The organism is Buttiauxella sp. A111 (assembly GCF_014189855.1).
Lineage (GTDB): Bacteria > Pseudomonadota > Gammaproteobacteria > Enterobacterales > Enterobacteriaceae > Buttiauxella > Buttiauxella selenatireducens.
On sequence record NZ_BJFN01000005.1, the window covers coordinates 285,603 to 301,951 of the forward strand.

16 protein-coding genes and 1 pseudogene are annotated in these 16,349 nt (G+C 49.9%); 8 read left to right on the plus strand and 9 right to left on the minus strand.

Features of this window, described 5'->3' with window-relative positions; translation table 11 throughout:
• Positions 1–33: 33 nt before the first annotated feature.
• On the minus strand, positions 34–903 hold the full coding sequence (locus tag BSPA111_RS16405; protein WP_183272219.1) for an ROK family protein: 870 nt from the start codon (positions 901–903) through the stop codon (positions 34–36).
• 211 nt (positions 904–1,114) lie between these two features.
• Between BSPA111_RS16405 and BSPA111_RS16410 the strand changes: the two genes are divergently transcribed.
• On the plus strand, positions 1,115–2,653 hold the full coding sequence (locus tag BSPA111_RS16410; RefSeq protein WP_183272220.1) for an aldehyde dehydrogenase family protein: 1,539 nt from the start codon (positions 1,115–1,117) through the stop codon (positions 2,651–2,653).
• A 46-nt stretch (positions 2,654–2,699) separates the two neighbouring features.
• On the opposite strand, the gene selB is transcribed toward BSPA111_RS16410, so the two are convergent.
• Entirely contained in the window at positions 2,700–4,547 is a 1,848-nt protein-coding gene (selB, locus tag BSPA111_RS16415) for a selenocysteine-specific translation elongation factor (RefSeq protein ID WP_183272221.1), read from the minus strand.
• Positions 4,547–5,932 carry an L-seryl-tRNA(Sec) selenium transferase gene (gene selA, locus BSPA111_RS16420; protein ID WP_183272222.1) on the minus strand — a complete coding sequence of 462 codons (1,386 nt, stop codon included), beginning with the start codon at positions 5,930–5,932 and terminating at the stop codon, positions 4,547–4,549. The genes selB and selA overlap by 1 nt, the downstream gene beginning before the upstream one ends.
• Positions 5,933–6,156: 224 nt before the next feature.
• On the opposite strand from selA, the gene BSPA111_RS16425 reads away from it, so the two are divergent.
• Positions 6,157–6,510, plus strand: coding sequence for a hypothetical protein (locus BSPA111_RS16425; protein ID WP_183272223.1), 354 nt, complete (start codon positions 6,157–6,159; stop codon positions 6,508–6,510).
• A gap of 332 nt (positions 6,511–6,842) precedes the next feature.
• Here the strand turns inward: BSPA111_RS16425 and BSPA111_RS16430 are convergent, their stop codons facing one another.
• From BSPA111_RS16430 to BSPA111_RS16450, 5 genes are all read right to left on the minus strand, one after another.
• On the minus strand, positions 6,843–7,661 hold the full coding sequence (locus BSPA111_RS16430; RefSeq protein WP_183272224.1) for a DUF4225 domain-containing protein: 819 nt from the start codon (positions 7,659–7,661) through the stop codon (positions 6,843–6,845).
• A gap of 1 nt (position 7,662) precedes the next feature.
• Positions 7,663–8,142: an Hcp family type VI secretion system effector gene (locus BSPA111_RS16435; RefSeq protein ID WP_183272225.1), complete on the minus strand. Its 480-nt coding sequence runs from the start codon at positions 8,140–8,142 to the stop codon at positions 7,663–7,665.
• Between the two features lie 16 nt (positions 8,143–8,158).
• Positions 8,159–8,386 carry a hypothetical protein gene (locus BSPA111_RS16440; protein WP_183272226.1) on the minus strand — a complete coding sequence of 76 codons (228 nt, stop codon included), beginning with the start codon at positions 8,384–8,386 and terminating at the stop codon, positions 8,159–8,161.
• Between the two features lie 178 nt (positions 8,387–8,564).
• On the minus strand, positions 8,565–9,173 hold the full coding sequence (locus BSPA111_RS16445) for a glutathione S-transferase (protein ID WP_183272227.1): 609 nt from the start codon (positions 9,171–9,173) through the stop codon (positions 8,565–8,567).
• A 74-nt stretch (positions 9,174–9,247) separates the two neighbouring features.
• A complete protein-coding gene (locus BSPA111_RS16450; RefSeq protein ID WP_183272228.1) occupies positions 9,248–9,508 on the minus strand; it encodes a hypothetical protein in 261 nt (86 codons plus the stop codon).
• A 582-nt stretch (positions 9,509–10,090) separates the two neighbouring features.
• Between BSPA111_RS16450 and BSPA111_RS16455 the strand changes: the two genes are divergently transcribed.
• The 6 genes and pseudogenes from BSPA111_RS16455 to BSPA111_RS16480 all read left to right on the plus strand — a co-directional run bounded on the left by BSPA111_RS16455 (position 10,091) and on the right by BSPA111_RS16480 (position 15,288).
• Complete coding sequence (locus BSPA111_RS16455) at positions 10,091–12,010, plus strand: PTS mannitol transporter subunit IICBA (RefSeq protein WP_183272229.1); 1,920 nt, start codon at positions 10,091–10,093, stop codon at positions 12,008–12,010.
• 204 nt (positions 12,011–12,214) lie between these two features.
• Positions 12,215–13,360, plus strand: coding sequence for a mannitol-1-phosphate 5-dehydrogenase (mtlD, locus tag BSPA111_RS16460; protein WP_183272230.1), 1,146 nt, complete (start codon positions 12,215–12,217; stop codon positions 13,358–13,360).
• Positions 13,361–13,473: 113 nt separating this feature from the next.
• Positions 13,474–14,089, plus strand: a pseudogene (mtlR, locus tag BSPA111_RS16465) (mannitol operon repressor MtlR).
• A gap of 74 nt (positions 14,090–14,163) precedes the next feature.
• The gene (locus BSPA111_RS16470) at positions 14,164–14,526 is read left to right on the plus strand and encodes a YibL family ribosome-associated protein (protein ID WP_183272231.1); all 363 of its coding nucleotides are present in this window, start codon (positions 14,164–14,166) and stop codon (positions 14,524–14,526) included.
• 202 nt (positions 14,527–14,728) lie between these two features.
• The gene (locus BSPA111_RS16475) at positions 14,729–14,983 is read left to right on the plus strand and encodes a type II toxin-antitoxin system Phd/YefM family antitoxin (protein ID WP_183272232.1); all 255 of its coding nucleotides are present in this window, start codon (positions 14,729–14,731) and stop codon (positions 14,981–14,983) included.
• The gene (locus BSPA111_RS16480) at positions 14,983–15,288 is read left to right on the plus strand and encodes a type II toxin-antitoxin system RelE/ParE family toxin (RefSeq protein ID WP_183272233.1); all 306 of its coding nucleotides are present in this window, start codon (positions 14,983–14,985) and stop codon (positions 15,286–15,288) included. Before BSPA111_RS16475 ends, BSPA111_RS16480 begins: the two co-directional genes overlap by 1 nt.
• Before the next feature lie 36 nt (positions 15,289–15,324).
• Here BSPA111_RS16480 and ghrB read toward each other — a convergent pair whose 3' ends face one another.
• The gene (ghrB, locus tag BSPA111_RS16485) at positions 15,325–16,299 is read right to left on the minus strand and encodes a glyoxylate/hydroxypyruvate reductase GhrB (RefSeq protein WP_183272234.1); all 975 of its coding nucleotides are present in this window, start codon (positions 16,297–16,299) and stop codon (positions 15,325–15,327) included.
• Positions 16,300–16,349 lie beyond the last annotated feature (50 nt).

The window sequence follows — 16,349 nt, forward strand, 5'->3', positions numbered from 1 at the left end:
TTAGCGTAAGCGACATCCACCCATTTACACCGGCTATTTCTGCTTCGCCAGCCACACCGCGCCGAGCATTCCGGCTTTATTGCCCAGCTTGCAAGGGCGAATCGGGACTTTCAGTACATCCCAGAATTTAAATCCTTCGAGATGACGTTCCAGCATTGGGTACAGCATTGGCTGTGTGCTGACGCCACCGCCGAGTAAAATGGCTTGCGGGTCGAACAGAGACACCACGCTATAAATTCCGCGCGCCAGGTATTTCACCCAATTGTCGATAACGCCCTGAATATGCAGGTCTGTTTCGGCGCGGGCAAAAATATCCTGACCACGGATTTTCTCTTCTGCGGGGATGTTCATTTCGCGGCGGCATGCTTCCATCAGCCCTTTGGCAGAGGCGAGCTGGTGCATGTCTTCACCGTATTTTCCCACAGGCAGAACACCAAACTCGCCCGCGCGGAAGTGCGAACCACGCATTAATTCGCGGTTTACGATAATTCCACCGCCGATACCGGTGCCAATGGTGATGCAGACCAGTGACTCATACTCATTCCCCGCGCCCAGCCACATTTCACCGAGTGCGGCGCAGTTGGCATCATTCTCAACGGTAATCGGAAGGTCGGTTAATGCGCCGAAAATCTCCAGTAGATTGCTGCCATCAAGAAACTCTAGCGCGCCAGCCTTGGGGACATTTCCGGTATGAGGGTTTATGTATCCGGGGAAACTGATGGCAATACCGGCAATTTCATTATGCTGCCGATAGCCTGCAACCACACTTTGCCAGGCATCAAGAAACAGCTGCTTGTCATAGTGAGTGTCATATTCTTCGGCAATCAGCACCTCTCCCTCTTCTGTGAATAAACCGTGCTTAACATGGGTACCGCCTACATCGAAACCAATAAACAGGCGCATCAGCATTCCTCTAAATCTTTAGGGTCTAATAAACGGGTAAATGGAAAAAAGGGAATCATTAAGTATGTCTCAAATCATTCTGCCTGCTGGCTGAATACTCCGAATCATTCGATTATTAATCCGTGACCTGTGTCGTAAAGCCTTCAAACATTGGCGAAGAAATCACCACTGGCGACTACGCTTGTGTGTGCAAACCGACAAGGAGATACACATGACAAATAATCCTCCAGATACCCGAATCATCCCTGGCGAGTATGGTTTTCCGCTAAAACTTAAACCGCGTTATGACAACTTTATCGGTGGCCAGTGGGTCCCACCGGTTGAAGGGCAATACTACGAAAACCTGACGCCTGTGACGGGCCAACCGCTGTGTGAGATTGCCAGTTCCAGTAAAGGCGATATCGATTTAGCGCTGGATGCGGCGCATGAAGCAAAAGCAGGTTGGGGCGGAATGTCCGTTCAGGAACGCGCCAATATTCTGTTTAAAATTGCCGATCGTATGGAGCAGAACATTGAGCTGCTCGCGGCGGCGGAAACCTGGGATAACGGCAAGCCGATCCGCGAAACCAGCGGTGCTGACGTACCTTTAGCTATCGACCATTTCCGCTATTTTGCATCCTGTATTCGTGCACAAGAAGGCGGGATCAGTGAAGTCGACGGCGATACCGTGGCGTATCACTTCCACGAACCGCTTGGCGTGGTGGCGCAGATTATTCCGTGGAACTTCCCTCTACTGATGGCGAGCTGGAAAATGGCTCCGGCGCTGGCGGCAGGTAACTGCATCGTGCTGAAACCGGCGCGTCTGACCCCGCTTTCCGTATTGTTGCTGATGGAACTGGTGGGAGATTTACTGCCGCCGGGCGTCATCAACGTGGTGAATGGTGCAGGTGGTGAAATCGGTGAATATCTGGCGACGTCAAAACGCATCGCCAAAGTGGCGTTCACCGGCTCCACTGAAGTAGGCCAACAGATCATGCAGTACGCGACCCAGAATATTATTCCGGTGACGCTGGAGCTAGGCGGTAAATCCCCGAACATCTTCTTTGCTGATGTGATGGACGAAGAGGACGCGTTCTTCGACAAGGCGCTGGAAGGTTTCGCGCTGTTTGCCTTTAACCAGGGCGAAGTGTGTACCTGCCCAAGCCGCGCGCTGGTGCAGGAATCCATTTACGAACGTTTTATGGAACGTGCGATTCGCCGCGTCGAATCTATCCGCAGTGGCAACCCGTTGGACTCCCGTACACAAATGGGTGCGCAGGTTTCACAAGGGCAGATGGAAACTATCCTGAACTACATTGATATCGGCAAAAAAGAGGGCGCAGATGTGCTCACCGGCGGGCGTCGTAAAGCGCTGGAAGGCGATTTGAAAGCCGGTTATTACCTCGAGCCGACGATTCTGTTTGGTAAAAACAACATGCGTGTCTTCCAGGAAGAGATCTTCGGCCCTGTTCTCGCCGTCACCACCTTCAAGACTATGGAGGAGGCACTTGAGCTGGCGAACGATACGGAATACGGCTTGGGCGCGGGTGTCTGGAGTCGTAACGGTAATCTGGCGTACAAAATGGGTCGTGGCATCCAGGCGGGGCGCGTGTGGACGAACTGTTATCACGCTTATCCGGCACATGCTGCGTTTGGCGGCTATAAACAATCTGGTATTGGGCGCGAAACGCATAAAATGATGCTGGAGCATTACCAGCAAACTAAATGTTTGCTGGTGAGTTATTCCGATAAGCCGTTAGGGCTGTTCTGACGGGTTAGAAAACGAATCAGGGGTGCAATCGCACCCCTGTTAGTTCTCACTGCTCAACCATAAACAACGCCTTATCTCGCAGCAGATGGTCATTACCGCGACGGCGTGTAAAACCAATGCGGTCAAAGTACTCAAGAATTTGTACCGCGAGTTTGCGACCAACGCCCAGGGAATCGCGGAAATCCCCTGCACTGGTGGCGCCTTGTGTTTGATCTAATTCACGGATCAAATTGGCGAAAACCTGAATCCGATCATTTCGATAATAACGATCTTTTATGATCGCAGTGACCAGCCCAAGCTGTGCGGCAAATCGCAGCAGCTGGCGCATGGCTTGTTCATCTTGCTGCGTTTCTCGTGCCAGGTCACGTACCCACCACGGCTCATCACCAAACAGCGCATCGACTTTTTGCCACACGACCAACTGCTCTGCAGAGAAACCCGGTTTGTGGTCGGGTAAATGCAACCAACCCTGACGGCTTGCCAATAACCCTTCCTGGCGCATTTTTTCTATTAACGCCAGAACCAACGGCTCGTCTTCACTTGGCAACGCCATGCGACGCAGGCGCTCGCGCCCTGGGCCGGGTTGGTCGTCATGCTGCTGATGATAACGTTCGAGTGTGTCGAGCAATTTCTGTTTCCAGCGCGCCGCCATTTCGTCGCTGAGCAGATTGTTGCCCGCGCGCAGAGAGTCGGTGTCGGCCAACAACTCTTGCAAACCCTGAGCTGTCAATTGCCGTGCCCAGGCGAAGTCAGTTAGCGTGACGGCACTGCGCTGCAAGTGAATATCGAGCGCCTGTTGGTCATTTTCAGCGAGTTTGAGCTGCTGCAACCATGCCAAAAATGCCGGCTGGCGTTTACCCCGGCGCGGTGCGTGCAAAAGTATGGCTCGCGCTCCACCCAACGTTACCCGAGCACTGATGTCGCGCAGCACCAGGCGGTCGTTGTCGGCAAGCCACAGTGGGACATCCAACACCAGTTCGGCGAGGTCGTCTTCCAGAAGCGAAATTCGCCCCGTCACGTGGCTTGCGGCGGTGTGAATATGCAGCGGTTGCCATTGTTGCAGCGGTGCATGGCTTTGCAACTGAACAATCACGCGCTCAACCGGCTGGAGTGGTTTTTCAGCCAGTAACCAGTCGCCACGTTTGATATCAAGTTTTTCCGCATCACCGCTAATGTTGAGTGCAATGCGCTGCCCGGCACAGGCGGTATCCGTTTTGCTGTTTTGCGCGTGCAGACCGCGTACACGCATCGGTTTATCAGCACCCGTCAGCCATAACGAATCACCCACATTCACTTCGCCACTTAACGCCGTACCGGTCACCACCAGGCCTGAACCTTTTACGGTAAAAGCACGGTCAATGGCGAGGCGGAATCGATGCTGGCGCGGATGTGCGCGCTCTGGCAGTGTAAGTAAGTGCTCACGTAGTTCGTCAATTCCGATACCGCTGGTGGCCGCTGTGACAAATACCGCCGCGTCTTGCCAGCCGAATTCGCCGAGGGTATCCACAACCGCTGCCCGTACTTCATCAATACGCGCAGCGCTCACGCGGTCAGCTTTGGTTAATGCGACGGTCAGAGACGGTTTCCCGGTTAATTGCAGAATGGCGAGGTGCTCGCGGGTTTGCGCCATCACACCGTCATCGCAAGCGACCACTAACAGCGCATGGTCGATACCGCCTACGCCCGCCAGCATATTGGCGAGGAATTTTTCATGGCCTGGCACATCAATAAAACCGGGAATGCGGCCATCCGGTTGCGGCCAGTAGGCGTATCCGAGATCGATGGTCATGCCACGCTTTTTTTCTTCCGGCAGGCGGTCAGCGTTCACGCCCGTTAAGGCTTGTAGCAGTGTCGTTTTGCCGTGGTCAACGTGCCCGGCGGTAGCAATAATCATCAGTTCAGGTTCTCCATGAAGGCTGATTCATCTTCAAGGCAGCGTAAATCCAGCCATAAACGTCCATCGTTGATGCGGCCAATAACGGGTGTGGATGAATCGCGCAGGCTTTCTACCAGCGAACTTAGCGTGGTGCCGCGGCCATCTTTTGGCGTGAACGTGAGTGCCGCGCTCGGTAAGCGGTCAACCGGCAGCGAGCCGCTGCCAATTTGCGATAAACAAGGTTCGACCTGCACCGTAAATTGCGCTCCATATTTACTCTGGAATGCGGGTAACAGGCGATTGGCTTGTTCGGAGATGTCAGCTGCTTTGCGGGTCAACAGGCGTAATGTCGGCAACCTTTCGACCAGTGTTTCGGGATGTTGATACAGGCGCAATGTGGCTTCCAGTGCGGCGAGTGTCATTTTGTCAGCGCGCAACGCCCGTTTTAGCGGATGCTGCTGAATACGGGCAATCAGTTCTTTTTTGCCAACGATAATGCCTGCTTGTGGCCCGCCGAGAAGTTTATCGCCGGAGAAACTCACCAGGCTCACGCCTGCCGCAATCAGTTGCTGCGGCATCGGCTCTTCCGGCAATCCCCACTGGCTAAGATCAACCAGCGAGCCGCTGCCGAGGTCTGTTACGACGGGGATGTTGAGCTCGTTGCCGAGTGCGACAAGTTCGGCTTCGTCGACCGCTTTGGTGAAGCCTGCAACCTGGTAATTGCTGGTGTGGACTTTCATCAACAGCGCCGTGTTTTCACCTGCGGCCTGGCGATAATCTTTCAGGTGCGTGCGGTTGGTGGTGCCGACTTCAACTAATTGACAGCCCGCCTGCCGCATCACGTCCGGAATTCGAAATGCCCCGCCGATTTCCACCAGTTCGCCACGTGATACCACCACTTCTTCACCGCTGGCACAGGCCGCCAGCATCAACAACACCGCCGCCGCGTTGTTATTTACGATGCAGGCATCTTCAGCGCCAGTCAGCTCACAAAGCAGGGATGCCAGCGCTTTATCACGATGCCCACGTTCCGCGCCGTGTAAGTCATATTCCAGCGTGATGGGATGGCGCATGACCTGAGTCACCGCTTCAATCGCCGCTTGCGACTGCAACGCCCGGCCCAGGTTAGTGTGCAGTACGGTGCCTGTCAGGTTAAACACCGGCAGCAGTGCGCTGCGCTGGCTGGATTCCAGACGTGTCTGCACCTGTGTTGCCCAATCGTCATTCCAGGATGGCAGGGCTTCCCGCGTGCGGATATGCTCGCGCGCTATTTCCAGCATCTCACGCAGGGTATTGACCACCTGAGTGTGGCCGAATTTGTGCAGCAAGGCGTTGAATGAGGCGTCACGTAACAATTTGTCGATCGCCGGAAGATGGCTGTACAAGGTGCGATGGGGTGTCATAACAGGCCGCAGAGTGGTGAAATTTCGCGATAGTTTACAGGGGGATCGGGCCCCCTGTCATGGCGAGAGATCATGCTGCTGGTGGTTCGGTGCGGTGAGGCTAAGCTGATATATTTAATGTGAGTTTATTTTATTGGCATCTGTTTTTACGATATCGACTATTTCTATTAAAGGGGAAAGGCGCGTAGAATTATTGGACTGCTATTTATATATTTGAGGTTCACATGGATGAAGAACAATTAATAAAGCTGATGAATGAGAGTGGCTTTACAAAAAAAGAAATAGACAAACTATTGCTTACCGCTGAAAAGTATCCAGCAACTCTGGAGTGGGTTGTGCGTGAGTTTGCCAGACATTTTAAACCTTTTGTGATTACTTTTTTTATTCTTAGTGCTTTATGTTGTATACCAATATTCTCACCTGAAAGTGATGCTACAATTGGTTTTATTTTGTTCACGATATATGCATTCATAATTTTTGTTGCATATAAAATATATGCTGTTAATTATATGTTCAAATGTCACAGGCTTGTGAATGTGTTAAAGCGTAAATATGAAGAGGCCGAAAGAGATGAGTGAATATATTGTTGCTGTGTGTTATTTGATTTTTTCACTCTCTGGGTTGTTTATTGTCATTAAGTTAAAGCACCTTTTCTCTGGCAGAAAACTTAACTCGATAACATTCTTTATCTTTCTGTTAGTTACATCTTTTTTTGGTGTAATTCACTTTTCCATACTGGAAAAGGGAGTTAGTGTGTTGTTAACTTTCGTAAACCAATGGGTCGAAGGAAATACGATTGTGCGAACTATTGCCACTATTTTTCTATTTGTGCATGTTTTTATTAGTCCATCATCCAATGAAAGCAAAAGACACAAATAATCGATTGAATGATTATTTGTGTCTCTTATTTTTACATCGATTTCGCCGTATTTGAAGCGGATAAAGCAGTATTGCCGTCCACGAAAATTTCCAAATACAAGGCAGGGCGACTCATCGTTTGATAGCCTTTCAGGAAATCACTATTAACATAGTGAAACAGCCTCCAGGCGTCAGGTTTGAGCACGTTTTTAAATAATCCGTACCCGGAAAAAGCAATATCAACACCGGCATAGACTAGATCACCATGTGCTTTTGTGTACCCCAGAGCAACGGCACCTTTCTCATACCATTCGCTCACATACCACTTATAATTCTGATCGTTACGGTATAATGACATTGAATTTTCCGCGATAGAATTTATCCCATGTATTGCAAGAGTCAGTCCGGCAGTGATCGATGCGGCTCCGACAACACAACCGACTAAAGTGGCACAGGATGTCAATCCTGCTCCTACCATTCCCAGACCCGCCAGAAACTGACCTGCTCCACCAAGAATAAAAGCCCCTTTAACAACATATGACCACAGATTGTTTTCTTGTTTAATTTCTATGGTCATATTCTGTGTGACTCTCTTTTGCCTGATGAGATTTTCCTGATGGATAAGATAAGATCTCTCTTCTTTCAGGTGAGTCAGGGCTTCTTTTTTGCTGGTTTCAGGATAGTCACCACTTAATATCTCCATTTTACATTCAATAAAAAGAGTGATGTTATTTACAAAATCTATTCGTAATCTATTATTATTGATGAATTGTGAAGCGGTTAATGCAGTTTCTTTTAGCATTCTTGCTTCAAGCCCACCCATAACGAGATAATAATCATTGCCAGCATCATTACCAAATAAACCGTCCATTTTAAAATATCCTGTCTTCCCATAGACTATAACTGGATGTCCCCGCTAAAACATGTTCCCAGGTTATGCTTTCGTATTTTAAAGAAATAGTCTCTATGGGTTGGGCGTCGTTATGAGTCAATGAGTTTGGCGAAACGAAACTGAAGTCTGCAATGGTCGCTTTGATTAATTTAATACGATAAAACAGAATTTGAATACCGGACCTATCTGTTCTGTACGCTTCAAACACAGCTTCCATTTTCTCATTATTGGATATTGCAGAAGCTAATAGTGGAGATGATTTATCGATCGGCTTTTTGAACGTTACCGATTGGTGATTAACGTTTTGCTCACGGGAAATAGCATGGGAGAGCTCATAGATCAGTATTTGATCTCGATGGGATGCCTGATAGGCATTGCCTATTGAATCATAAGAAGAGCAGCCGCCTGATATCAATCCTTGCTGTTCGCCGGTTAAAGAGAGATAAATATTATTTGCCATAATAGTGATTCCCGTATTAATGAGTTGTTGTCTCTGGCTGTTTGAGTTCCAGATAAAGCGTTTGCCCATCAGAAACGTTCATTCTTATTCCATTGGCTGGAATGGCTGAGAGTATTTCAAAGCAGACCATCATGACGGCCGCCATTTTTTCCTCGAGAGCAAGAGGATTGTTGTCGATGATTTCACAAATCTCTCTTGTAAGATCTCTTATAGCTTTTTCATTTGTTGAACCAGTGGCAGGCATTCGCGAGATTCCATAAATGATTTAATCCCCCTTTTTTACGCTGTTAAAAAAGAAATAAGGATGTTTTTTTATACAATGTCCGAAATCTGACTTTTTTATTATGGCGGGGAATTTGAGAGGGACTATTTAATATCCAACCTCCTCGCCGTGCAGCCAGGAGGTTTTATTTACAGCCAAATCATGCTGCTGGCGGTTCGGTGCGGGCAAAACTTTCACGTTCGAAAAGTTTTTCTACCAGTTTCACCAGATGCGGGCGGTCAACACACCAGCCTGGGGAAACGCGTCGAAAATTGAGATAGCCCACTGCGCACGCCACTGCGATTGTCGCGACGCAAATGTTTTCCGCGTCCAGCTTCTTGTCCGCTGCGTATTGTTCGAGCAGCGTCAGGCCACGGCTGATTTTTTCCCGCTGGCGGAGTAGTTCGACTTCTGATTGCTGCTCGATGGGGCGTTGGCGTTCGCGTACGGAAACCAGCGCTGCGTCCATGATACCGTCCGCAAGGGCTTCCATTTGGCGCATTTGCAGTGCGGCTTGAGGATCACGCGGGATGAATGAGGGGGAAAGATCCAAAAGTTCGAGATATTCCGCAATAACCGGGGAGTCGAACCAGTATTGGCCGTCGTCGGTGATTAACGCGGGTACTTTGCCCAGCGGATTGTAATGCGGCGTGATGCTTTCTGAAACCCACGGGTTGTCGTTAACAAACTCAAACGTGATGCCTTTTTCCAGCAAGATGACAGAGATTTTGCGCACATACGGGCTGGTGTAATTACCAATTAGTTTCATTACATCGTCCATTTTTAATTAACAAAAACTAAGTATGGATCAGGATGCTTTAAAAGGTAGTGCGCTTTAAAAAGTCAGGATTTTCGGAAACATAGCGCGGCAATAAATGCCCATAGCGAAATGAGCAGCAGCAACGGGTAGAGAACCAGCAGATCTACACGGATACAGGTGTCGTCGCAGGTCAGACGAAAGAAAATGGTGAATTCATAAATGCCATAGATAAGCCATGCCATTGCCGCGACCATCGATGAGCGTTTCGGGTGAAGGCGCCATAACACAAAGAATAGCAATACTGCGACAAACGCAATCCAGGGGAAGCGGATGAGTAAGTCCATGGCTCGTACCTCTTAGGTAAAGAACACTTTGTTACACGGCAGGTATAAAAGATAAACCATGATGATTGGGTGAATTGATAATAATCAAGTGAGTTTATTATTTGATTTTTGATCGGATGAGTCTGATGGCCTGGCTATAAAGAGTGAGTTACGTCGCATTTCGTCGCCTGCCGCTGCGCTGTAATTTTCTGACAAAACGAAATACGCAAGCAGGCCTGGATGTCCCTGGATCACAAACGGGAAAATAGACGTAAAATACTTTGTGATATTGATCACATATAAATAACAAAGTTACGACCGGAAAATGCGATCTTAATCACATATAAACGTCATTCATGAACAAAAAGCCGCTGCTGTCTTTTTTTTACACACCAAAAATGTGATCGAGATCACCTGATCACGGTTCGTCATACCCCACATTTAGTGATGCATGTCACATAAAATTCCGCGCACTGGACAGCTTAACGATCACGTGCCAGATTCGCCTCACTTAGAGCATCTGGCAGCACTGCTTGCCACCACATTTTAACAATAAACCTCGGGCTGCTTTTCCAGCACGTGAACACAATAAGGGGTGTGCGTATGTCATCCGATATCAAGATCAGAGTGCAAAGCTTTGGTCGCTTCCTGAGTAACATGGTAATGCCAAACATCGGCGCATTTATCGCCTGGGGTATTATCACAGCCTTATTTATTCCAACCGGATGGCTGCCAAACGAGACGCTGGCGAAACTGGTAGGCCCGATGATTACCTATCTGCTGCCGCTGCTCATCGGTTATACCGGTGGCCGCTTAATCGGTGGTGATCGTGGTGGTGTGGTCGGTGCAATCACCACAATGGGTGTTATCGTCGGTGCGGATATGCCGATGTTCCTCGGTGCGATGATTGCAGGTCCTCTGGGTGGCTGGGCAATTAAACATTTCGACGCATGGGTTGATGGCAAGATCAAATCCGGCTTTGAAATGCTGGTGAACAACTTCTCCGCTGGCATCATCGGTATGATCCTGGCGATTCTGGCGTTCATGGGTATCGGTCCTGCGGTTGAAGTCCTGTCCAAAGTTCTGGCGGCGGGCGTTAACTTCATGGTTGTCCATGACATGCTGCCGCTGGCGTCTATCTTCGTCGAACCGGCGAAAATCCTGTTCCTGAACAACGCAATCAACCACGGTATCTTCTCACCGTTGGGTATTCAGCAATCTCACGAACTGGGCAAATCAATCTTCTTCCTGATTGAAGCAAACCCAGGCCCTGGTATGGGCGTGCTGATGGCGTACATGTTCTTCGGTCGCGGTAATGCTAAGCAGTCTGCGGGCGGCGCGGCAATCATTCACTTCCTGGGTGGTATCCACGAAATTTACTTCCCGTATGTTCTGATGAACCCACGTCTGATCCTGGCCGTTATCCTCGGCGGTATGACTGGCGTGTTCACTCTGACTATCCTGAACGGCGGCCTGGTTTCTCCGGCATCTCCGGGTTCAATCCTGGCGGTTCTGGCGATGACGCCAAAAGGTGCTTACTTCGCAAACATTGCAGCGATTGTGGCGGCAACGGCGGTTTCCTTCGTGGTTTCAGCGATTCTGCTGAAAACCAGCAAAGTGAAAGAAGAAGACGATATCGAAGCAGCGGCTCGCCGTATGGCTGAGATGAAAGCGGAATCCAAAGGCGGCGCTGCGCCACTGGCGGTCGGTGCGGGTCTGTCTAACGACCTGAGCCACGTACGCAAAATCATCGTTGCGTGTGATGCGGGTATGGGTTCAAGTGCCATGGGTGCTGGCGTGCTGCGTAAGAAAGTCAACGACGCAGGCCTGAAAAATATCTCCGTAACTAACTGTGCAATCAACAGCTTGCCGGATGATGTTGACCTGGTGATTACGCACCGTGACCTGACTGAACGTGCGATGCGTCAGGTTCCACAGGCACAGCATATTTCCCTGACTAACTTCCTCGACAGCAGCCTGTACGCCAACCTGACCGAGCGTCTGGTGGCTTCTCATAACCTGAGCGAGAAAGAAGTTAAGGTCATGACCAGCCTGGAAGACAGCTTTGTGCCAAGCGAAGAAGGGCTGTTCCGTCTGGGCGCAGGCAACGTGTTCCTCGGCTTGACTGCTGCGACAAAAGAAGAAGCGATTCGCTTTGCCGGTGAGCAGTTGGTGAACGGTGGTTACGTGCAGCCTGAGTATGTGGATGCGATGTTTGAACGTGAAAAACTGACCCCAACCTATCTGGGCGAAGGTATCGCCGTTCCACACGGTACGGTTGAAGCGAAAGACCGTGTACTGAAAACCGGCGTTGTATTCTGCCAATATCCACACGGTGTTCACTTCGGTGAAGAGTCTGATGATATTGCCCGTCTGGTTATCGGTATTGCTGCTCGCAACAACGAACACATCCAGGTCATCACCAGCCTTACCAACGCGCTGGATGATGAGTCAGTGATTGAGCGTCTGGCGAATACCACCAGTGTTCAGGAAGTGCTCGACCTGCTGGCAGGTAAGAAGTAAGGAGTGGTGTGGGCTGCTTCGGTCGCCCTCACCCCGGCCCTCTCCCCCAGGAGAGGGAGTAAAGCAAGTCCCCTTTCGCAGGAGAGGGTGAAAACGGAACGATCCCCTCTCCCTCAGGGAGAGGGTTAGGGTGAGGGTGGTCAGTACCACAAGCCTCCTCACCCGAACCCTCTCGGGTGATTCAAATTTAAGAAGGTAAACGACATGAAAGCATTACATTTTGGCGCAGGTAATATCGGACGTGGCTTTATCGGCAAACTGTTGGCAGATGCCGGTATCCAACTGACCTTTGCGGACGTCAATCAAACCGTACTGGATGCGCTGAACGAGCGTCATAGCTACCAGGTTCATGTGGTAGGTGAGCAAAAGCAAATCGATACCGTTTCTAATGTGAATGCCGTCAGCAGCATAGGTGACGAAGTTGTCACGCTGATTGCCGACGTTGACCTGGTCACTACGGCTGTCGGGCCTGTCGTTCTGGAACGTATCGCGCCAGCTGTGGCAAAAGGTCTGGTTTTGCGTCGTACCAATGGCAATGAAAAACCTCTGAATATTATCGCGTGCGAGAACATGGTGCGTGGCACCAGCCAGCTTAAAGCCCATGTCATGAAGGCGCTTTCTGAGGATGATCAGGCTTGGGTTGAGCAGCACGTTGGTTTCGTGGATTCCGCCGTTGACCGCATTGTCCCTCCTTCAGAATCTGCGACTAACGATCCGCTTGAAGTCACCGTTGAAACATTCAGCGAGTGGATTGTTGATAAAACTCAGTTCAAAGGTGACCTGCCGAACATTCCTGGCATGGAACTTACTGATAATCTTATGGCGTTTGTTGAACGTAAGCTCTTCACGCTGAATACCGGTCATGCTATAACCGCGTACCTTGGTCAGCTTGCGGGCCATCAGACCATTCGCGATGCGATTCTGGATGAGAAAATCCGTGCTGTGGTGAAAGGGGCGATGGACGAAAGCGGCGCGGTGTTGATCAAACGCTATGGCTTTGACGCTGACAAACATGCGGCCTATATCCAGAAAATCCTGGGTCGTTTCGAAAACCCATATCTGAAAGATGATGTGGAACGCGTGGGTCGCCAACCTTTGCGTAAATTAAGTGCGGGCGACCGTCTGATTAAACCGTTGTTGGGCACTATCGAATACGGTTTACCGCACCTGAACCTGGTCAAAGGGATTGCGGCGGCGATGCATTATCGCAGCGAGCAAGATCCGCAAGCGCAGGAACTGGAGCAGTTGCTGGCTGAAAAAGGCCCACAGGCTACGCTTGCTGAAATATCTGGCCTTGATGCAAATAGCGATGTTGTCGCACAAGCAGTGGATGCCTATAACGGCAAATAATTGATGTATACCCAAATAATTCGAGATGCAGGAAGGCGGCAAGGGAGAGAATCCCCAGGAGCTTACTAAAGTAAGTGACTGGGGTGAATGAGTGCAGCCAACGCACATGCAGCTTGAAGTATGACGGGTATAAAACGGGTGCAGTAGCAGTAGACGCTGCACCCAATAATACTTTTAGTGATGTAGGCAACGATGGAAGAAACCCAGGCCTTTGAAAACCGTGTGCTTGAGCGTCTTAATGCTGGCAAAACCGTACGCAGCCTGCTCATTGCCGCTGTTGAGCTTCTCACCGAAGCGGTTAATATCCTGGTGCTTCAGGTATTCCGTAAAGACGACTATGCGGTGAAATATGCCGTTGAGCCGCTGCTGGATGGTGATGGCCCATTAGGTGATCTTTCCGTCCGTCTCAAACTCATCTACGGTCTTGGCGTGCTCAATCGCACGGAATACGAAGATTGCGAGCTGTTGATGGCCCTGCGTGAAGAACTCAATCACGACGGCAACGACTACACGTTTACCGACGATGAGATGCTTGGCCCATTTGGTGAATTGCATTGTGTTTCAGCACTACCGCCGACGCCAAAGTTTGTTGATGGCAGCGATCCTGAGCTGTTCATCATGCAAAAACAGCGTTATCAGCAAATCGTTCGTTCAACGATGGTGCTTTCTCTGACCGAGCTGATCTCACGGATCAGCTTAAAAAAAGCCTTCCAGAAGCCATCTCGATAGCAGTCCCTTTTCGCCCTCTTACGCCGAATGGTGTATCCTTGCCAGCAATAAAAGTTATTCACGGTTAATCAAAAATGAAAGAAATCGAAAAAGCAGAAATCAAACGCCTGAGCGATCGTCTCGACGCTATCCGTCACGAGATGCCTGAATTGCATCTGATCAATGACGCTGAGAAGTATGTTGAGCTGGAAAAAGAGAAAGCGAAGCTGGAAATCGAGATTGTTCGCCTGCAAGCGGTGCGCAACCAGAAGCTGAGCAAAGAAGCGCAAAAGCTGATGGCAATGCCGTACAAGCGTCCAATTACTAAGAAAGAACAAGCCGACATGGGCAAGCTGAAAAAAGCTGTGCGCGGCCTGGTTATCGTCCATCCGATGACGGCGTTAGGTCGTGAGATGGACCTTGAAGAAATGACCGGTTTCTCTAAGACCGATTTCTAATCGTTCTGCGGTGTTATAGGGCGGAAAAGCGTAAATGCTTTCCGCCTTTTAAGTTTTTTGCGAAGCCCCTCCAGACCTTTCTCTCCTAATTTTTTTATCCCATAGATCAGCGCTAGTCTGACTTGCCCATTCAGCATGCATGATTCAAAATAGGTATGAATCGAACGATTTATGCCTATTCAGGCGATATGAGGGTAGCGTTATGTTAAGTTTCACAGCCAATCAGGCTAAAACCCAGTTCGGGGAAATGATTGCCAAAGCCCAGCGAGAGCCAGTAAGTATCACCAAAAATGGCAAGCCGTCTGTCGTTGTGATGTCCATAGAGGATTACAACGAACTTGAAGCCATCAAGTTGCAAAGCCTGCGCGATAAGCTTGCCCGGTCGATTGCCCAGGCCCAAAACGGTCAGGTACATGACGGTGATACTGTTTTTGACGAGCTAATGAAGGATCTTTAATGGCTTGCTACAAACTGACGGAAGATGCGCGAGAAGATTTGCGCGAGATAAAGGGATTTTCGCTGAAGCAGTTTGGCGGGCTGGTGGCTCGTGATTATCTGGCGGGGATGCGGGTCACGTTGCAACATTTGGCTGAAATGCCCCATATGGGAACCGACGAAGCGGAAGATTTGCTTCCAGGCGTATGGAGTTTTCCCTATATGAGCCATGCAATCTATTACCGCGTTGTGACAGAGGGCATTACGGTTATTGGCATCATTCACCAGAGCAGATTACCCAGACGATTACTGAATCGAGAGCGGTGATTTAAAGCCCGCAGGTTTCCCCGCAGGCCTTAAGATTTACTTCAACACCTGCGGATTCACGCAATTCTCTTTCACTTTGCCACTCAGAGCAGTAATCAAATTATCTACCGCGCAGGCGGCCATGTTATAGCGTGTTTCGTGTGTCGCAGAACCAATATGCGGCAGTGCCACGACATTCGGCAGACTGAGAAGCGGCGAGTCCACAGGCAATGGTTCTTGCTCAAATACATCCAGACCTGCGGCGTGAATTGTGCCGTCTACCAGTGCCTGAATTAACGCTTTTTCGTCAACGACAGGGCCGCGTCCGGCATTAATTAAAATGGCAGAAGACTTCATTTTTGCCAGTTGCTCTGCGCCAATCAGATGATACGTTTCATCGGTCAACGGCAGAGAAATACAGACGAAATCAGATTCGGCCAGCAGGGTATCCAGGTCGCAATAGCGGGCGTTAAAGCGGTCTTCCGCTTCTTGATGATGGCGACGGGCGTTATACAAGATTGGCATGTTGAAGCCGAAGTGCGCGCGTTGTGCCAGCGCCAGACCAATGCGGCCCATACCCAGAATACCTAACGTTTTATGGTGCACATCGATACCAAACCAATCCGCTCCGATGCTGCCTTTCCACTCGCCAATTTTCACACGTTCTGCCACTTCCACTGCCCGGCGAGCTGTCGCCAGCACCAGCGTCATCATGGTATCTGCGACGGTTTCAGTCAGGACCGTTGGCGTGTGCATCAGCGCAATCTGGCGTTCAGTGAGCGCATCAACATCAAAGTTGTCGTAACCCACGGAAACGGTAGAGGCGGCGCGCAGTTTCGGTGTGTGTTCCAGAAACGCTTTATCGACTTTCTCGCTGGAACCCAGAATTCCTTCCGCTTCGGCAAATGTCTGCGCATTTTGCTTGATGGTTTCCGGGTTTAAATCTTTCAACTGAGTGACGGTAAAGTGGCTTTCAAGACGGGCAAGCAGGTCGTCAGGTAGTGTTTTGTAGAGGATGACGGGCGGCTTCATGGCGTTCTCCGATAAGCAGTTAAAAACAGTAACAGTCAGGCGGCATAACG

Bases quoted from the DNA above. Each gene is read 5' to 3' on its own strand.
- BSPA111_RS16405 (WP_183272219.1), bottom strand. From the start codon at position 903: ATGCGCCTGTTTATTGGTTTCGATGTAGGCGGTACCCATGTTAAGCAC.
- BSPA111_RS16410 (WP_183272220.1), top strand. From the start codon at position 1,115: ATGACAAATAATCCTCCAGATACCCGAATCATCCCTGGCGAGTATGGT.
- selB (WP_183272221.1), bottom strand. From the start codon at position 4,547: ATGATTATTGCTACCGCCGGGCACGTTGACCACGGCAAAACGACACTG.
- selA (WP_183272222.1), bottom strand. From the start codon at position 5,932: ATGACACCCCATCGCACCTTGTACAGCCATCTTCCGGCGATCGACAAA.
- BSPA111_RS16425 (WP_183272223.1), top strand. From the start codon at position 6,157: ATGGATGAAGAACAATTAATAAAGCTGATGAATGAGAGTGGCTTTACA.
- BSPA111_RS16430 (WP_183272224.1), bottom strand. From the start codon at position 7,661: ATGGACGGTTTATTTGGTAATGATGCTGGCAATGATTATTATCTCGTT.
- BSPA111_RS16435 (WP_183272225.1), bottom strand. From the start codon at position 8,142: ATGGCAAATAATATTTATCTCTCTTTAACCGGCGAACAGCAAGGATTG.
- BSPA111_RS16440 (WP_183272226.1), bottom strand. From the start codon at position 8,386: ATGCCTGCCACTGGTTCAACAAATGAAAAAGCTATAAGAGATCTTACA.
- BSPA111_RS16445 (WP_183272227.1), bottom strand. From the start codon at position 9,173: ATGAAACTAATTGGTAATTACACCAGCCCGTATGTGCGCAAAATCTCT.
- BSPA111_RS16450 (WP_183272228.1), bottom strand. From the start codon at position 9,508: ATGGACTTACTCATCCGCTTCCCCTGGATTGCGTTTGTCGCAGTATTG.
- BSPA111_RS16455 (WP_183272229.1), top strand. From the start codon at position 10,091: ATGTCATCCGATATCAAGATCAGAGTGCAAAGCTTTGGTCGCTTCCTG.
- mtlD (WP_183272230.1), top strand. From the start codon at position 12,215: ATGAAAGCATTACATTTTGGCGCAGGTAATATCGGACGTGGCTTTATC.
- BSPA111_RS16470 (WP_183272231.1), top strand. From the start codon at position 14,164: ATGAAAGAAATCGAAAAAGCAGAAATCAAACGCCTGAGCGATCGTCTC.
- BSPA111_RS16475 (WP_183272232.1), top strand. From the start codon at position 14,729: ATGTTAAGTTTCACAGCCAATCAGGCTAAAACCCAGTTCGGGGAAATG.
- BSPA111_RS16480 (WP_183272233.1), top strand. From the start codon at position 14,983: ATGGCTTGCTACAAACTGACGGAAGATGCGCGAGAAGATTTGCGCGAG.
- ghrB (WP_183272234.1), bottom strand. From the start codon at position 16,299: ATGAAGCCGCCCGTCATCCTCTACAAAACACTACCTGACGACCTGCTT.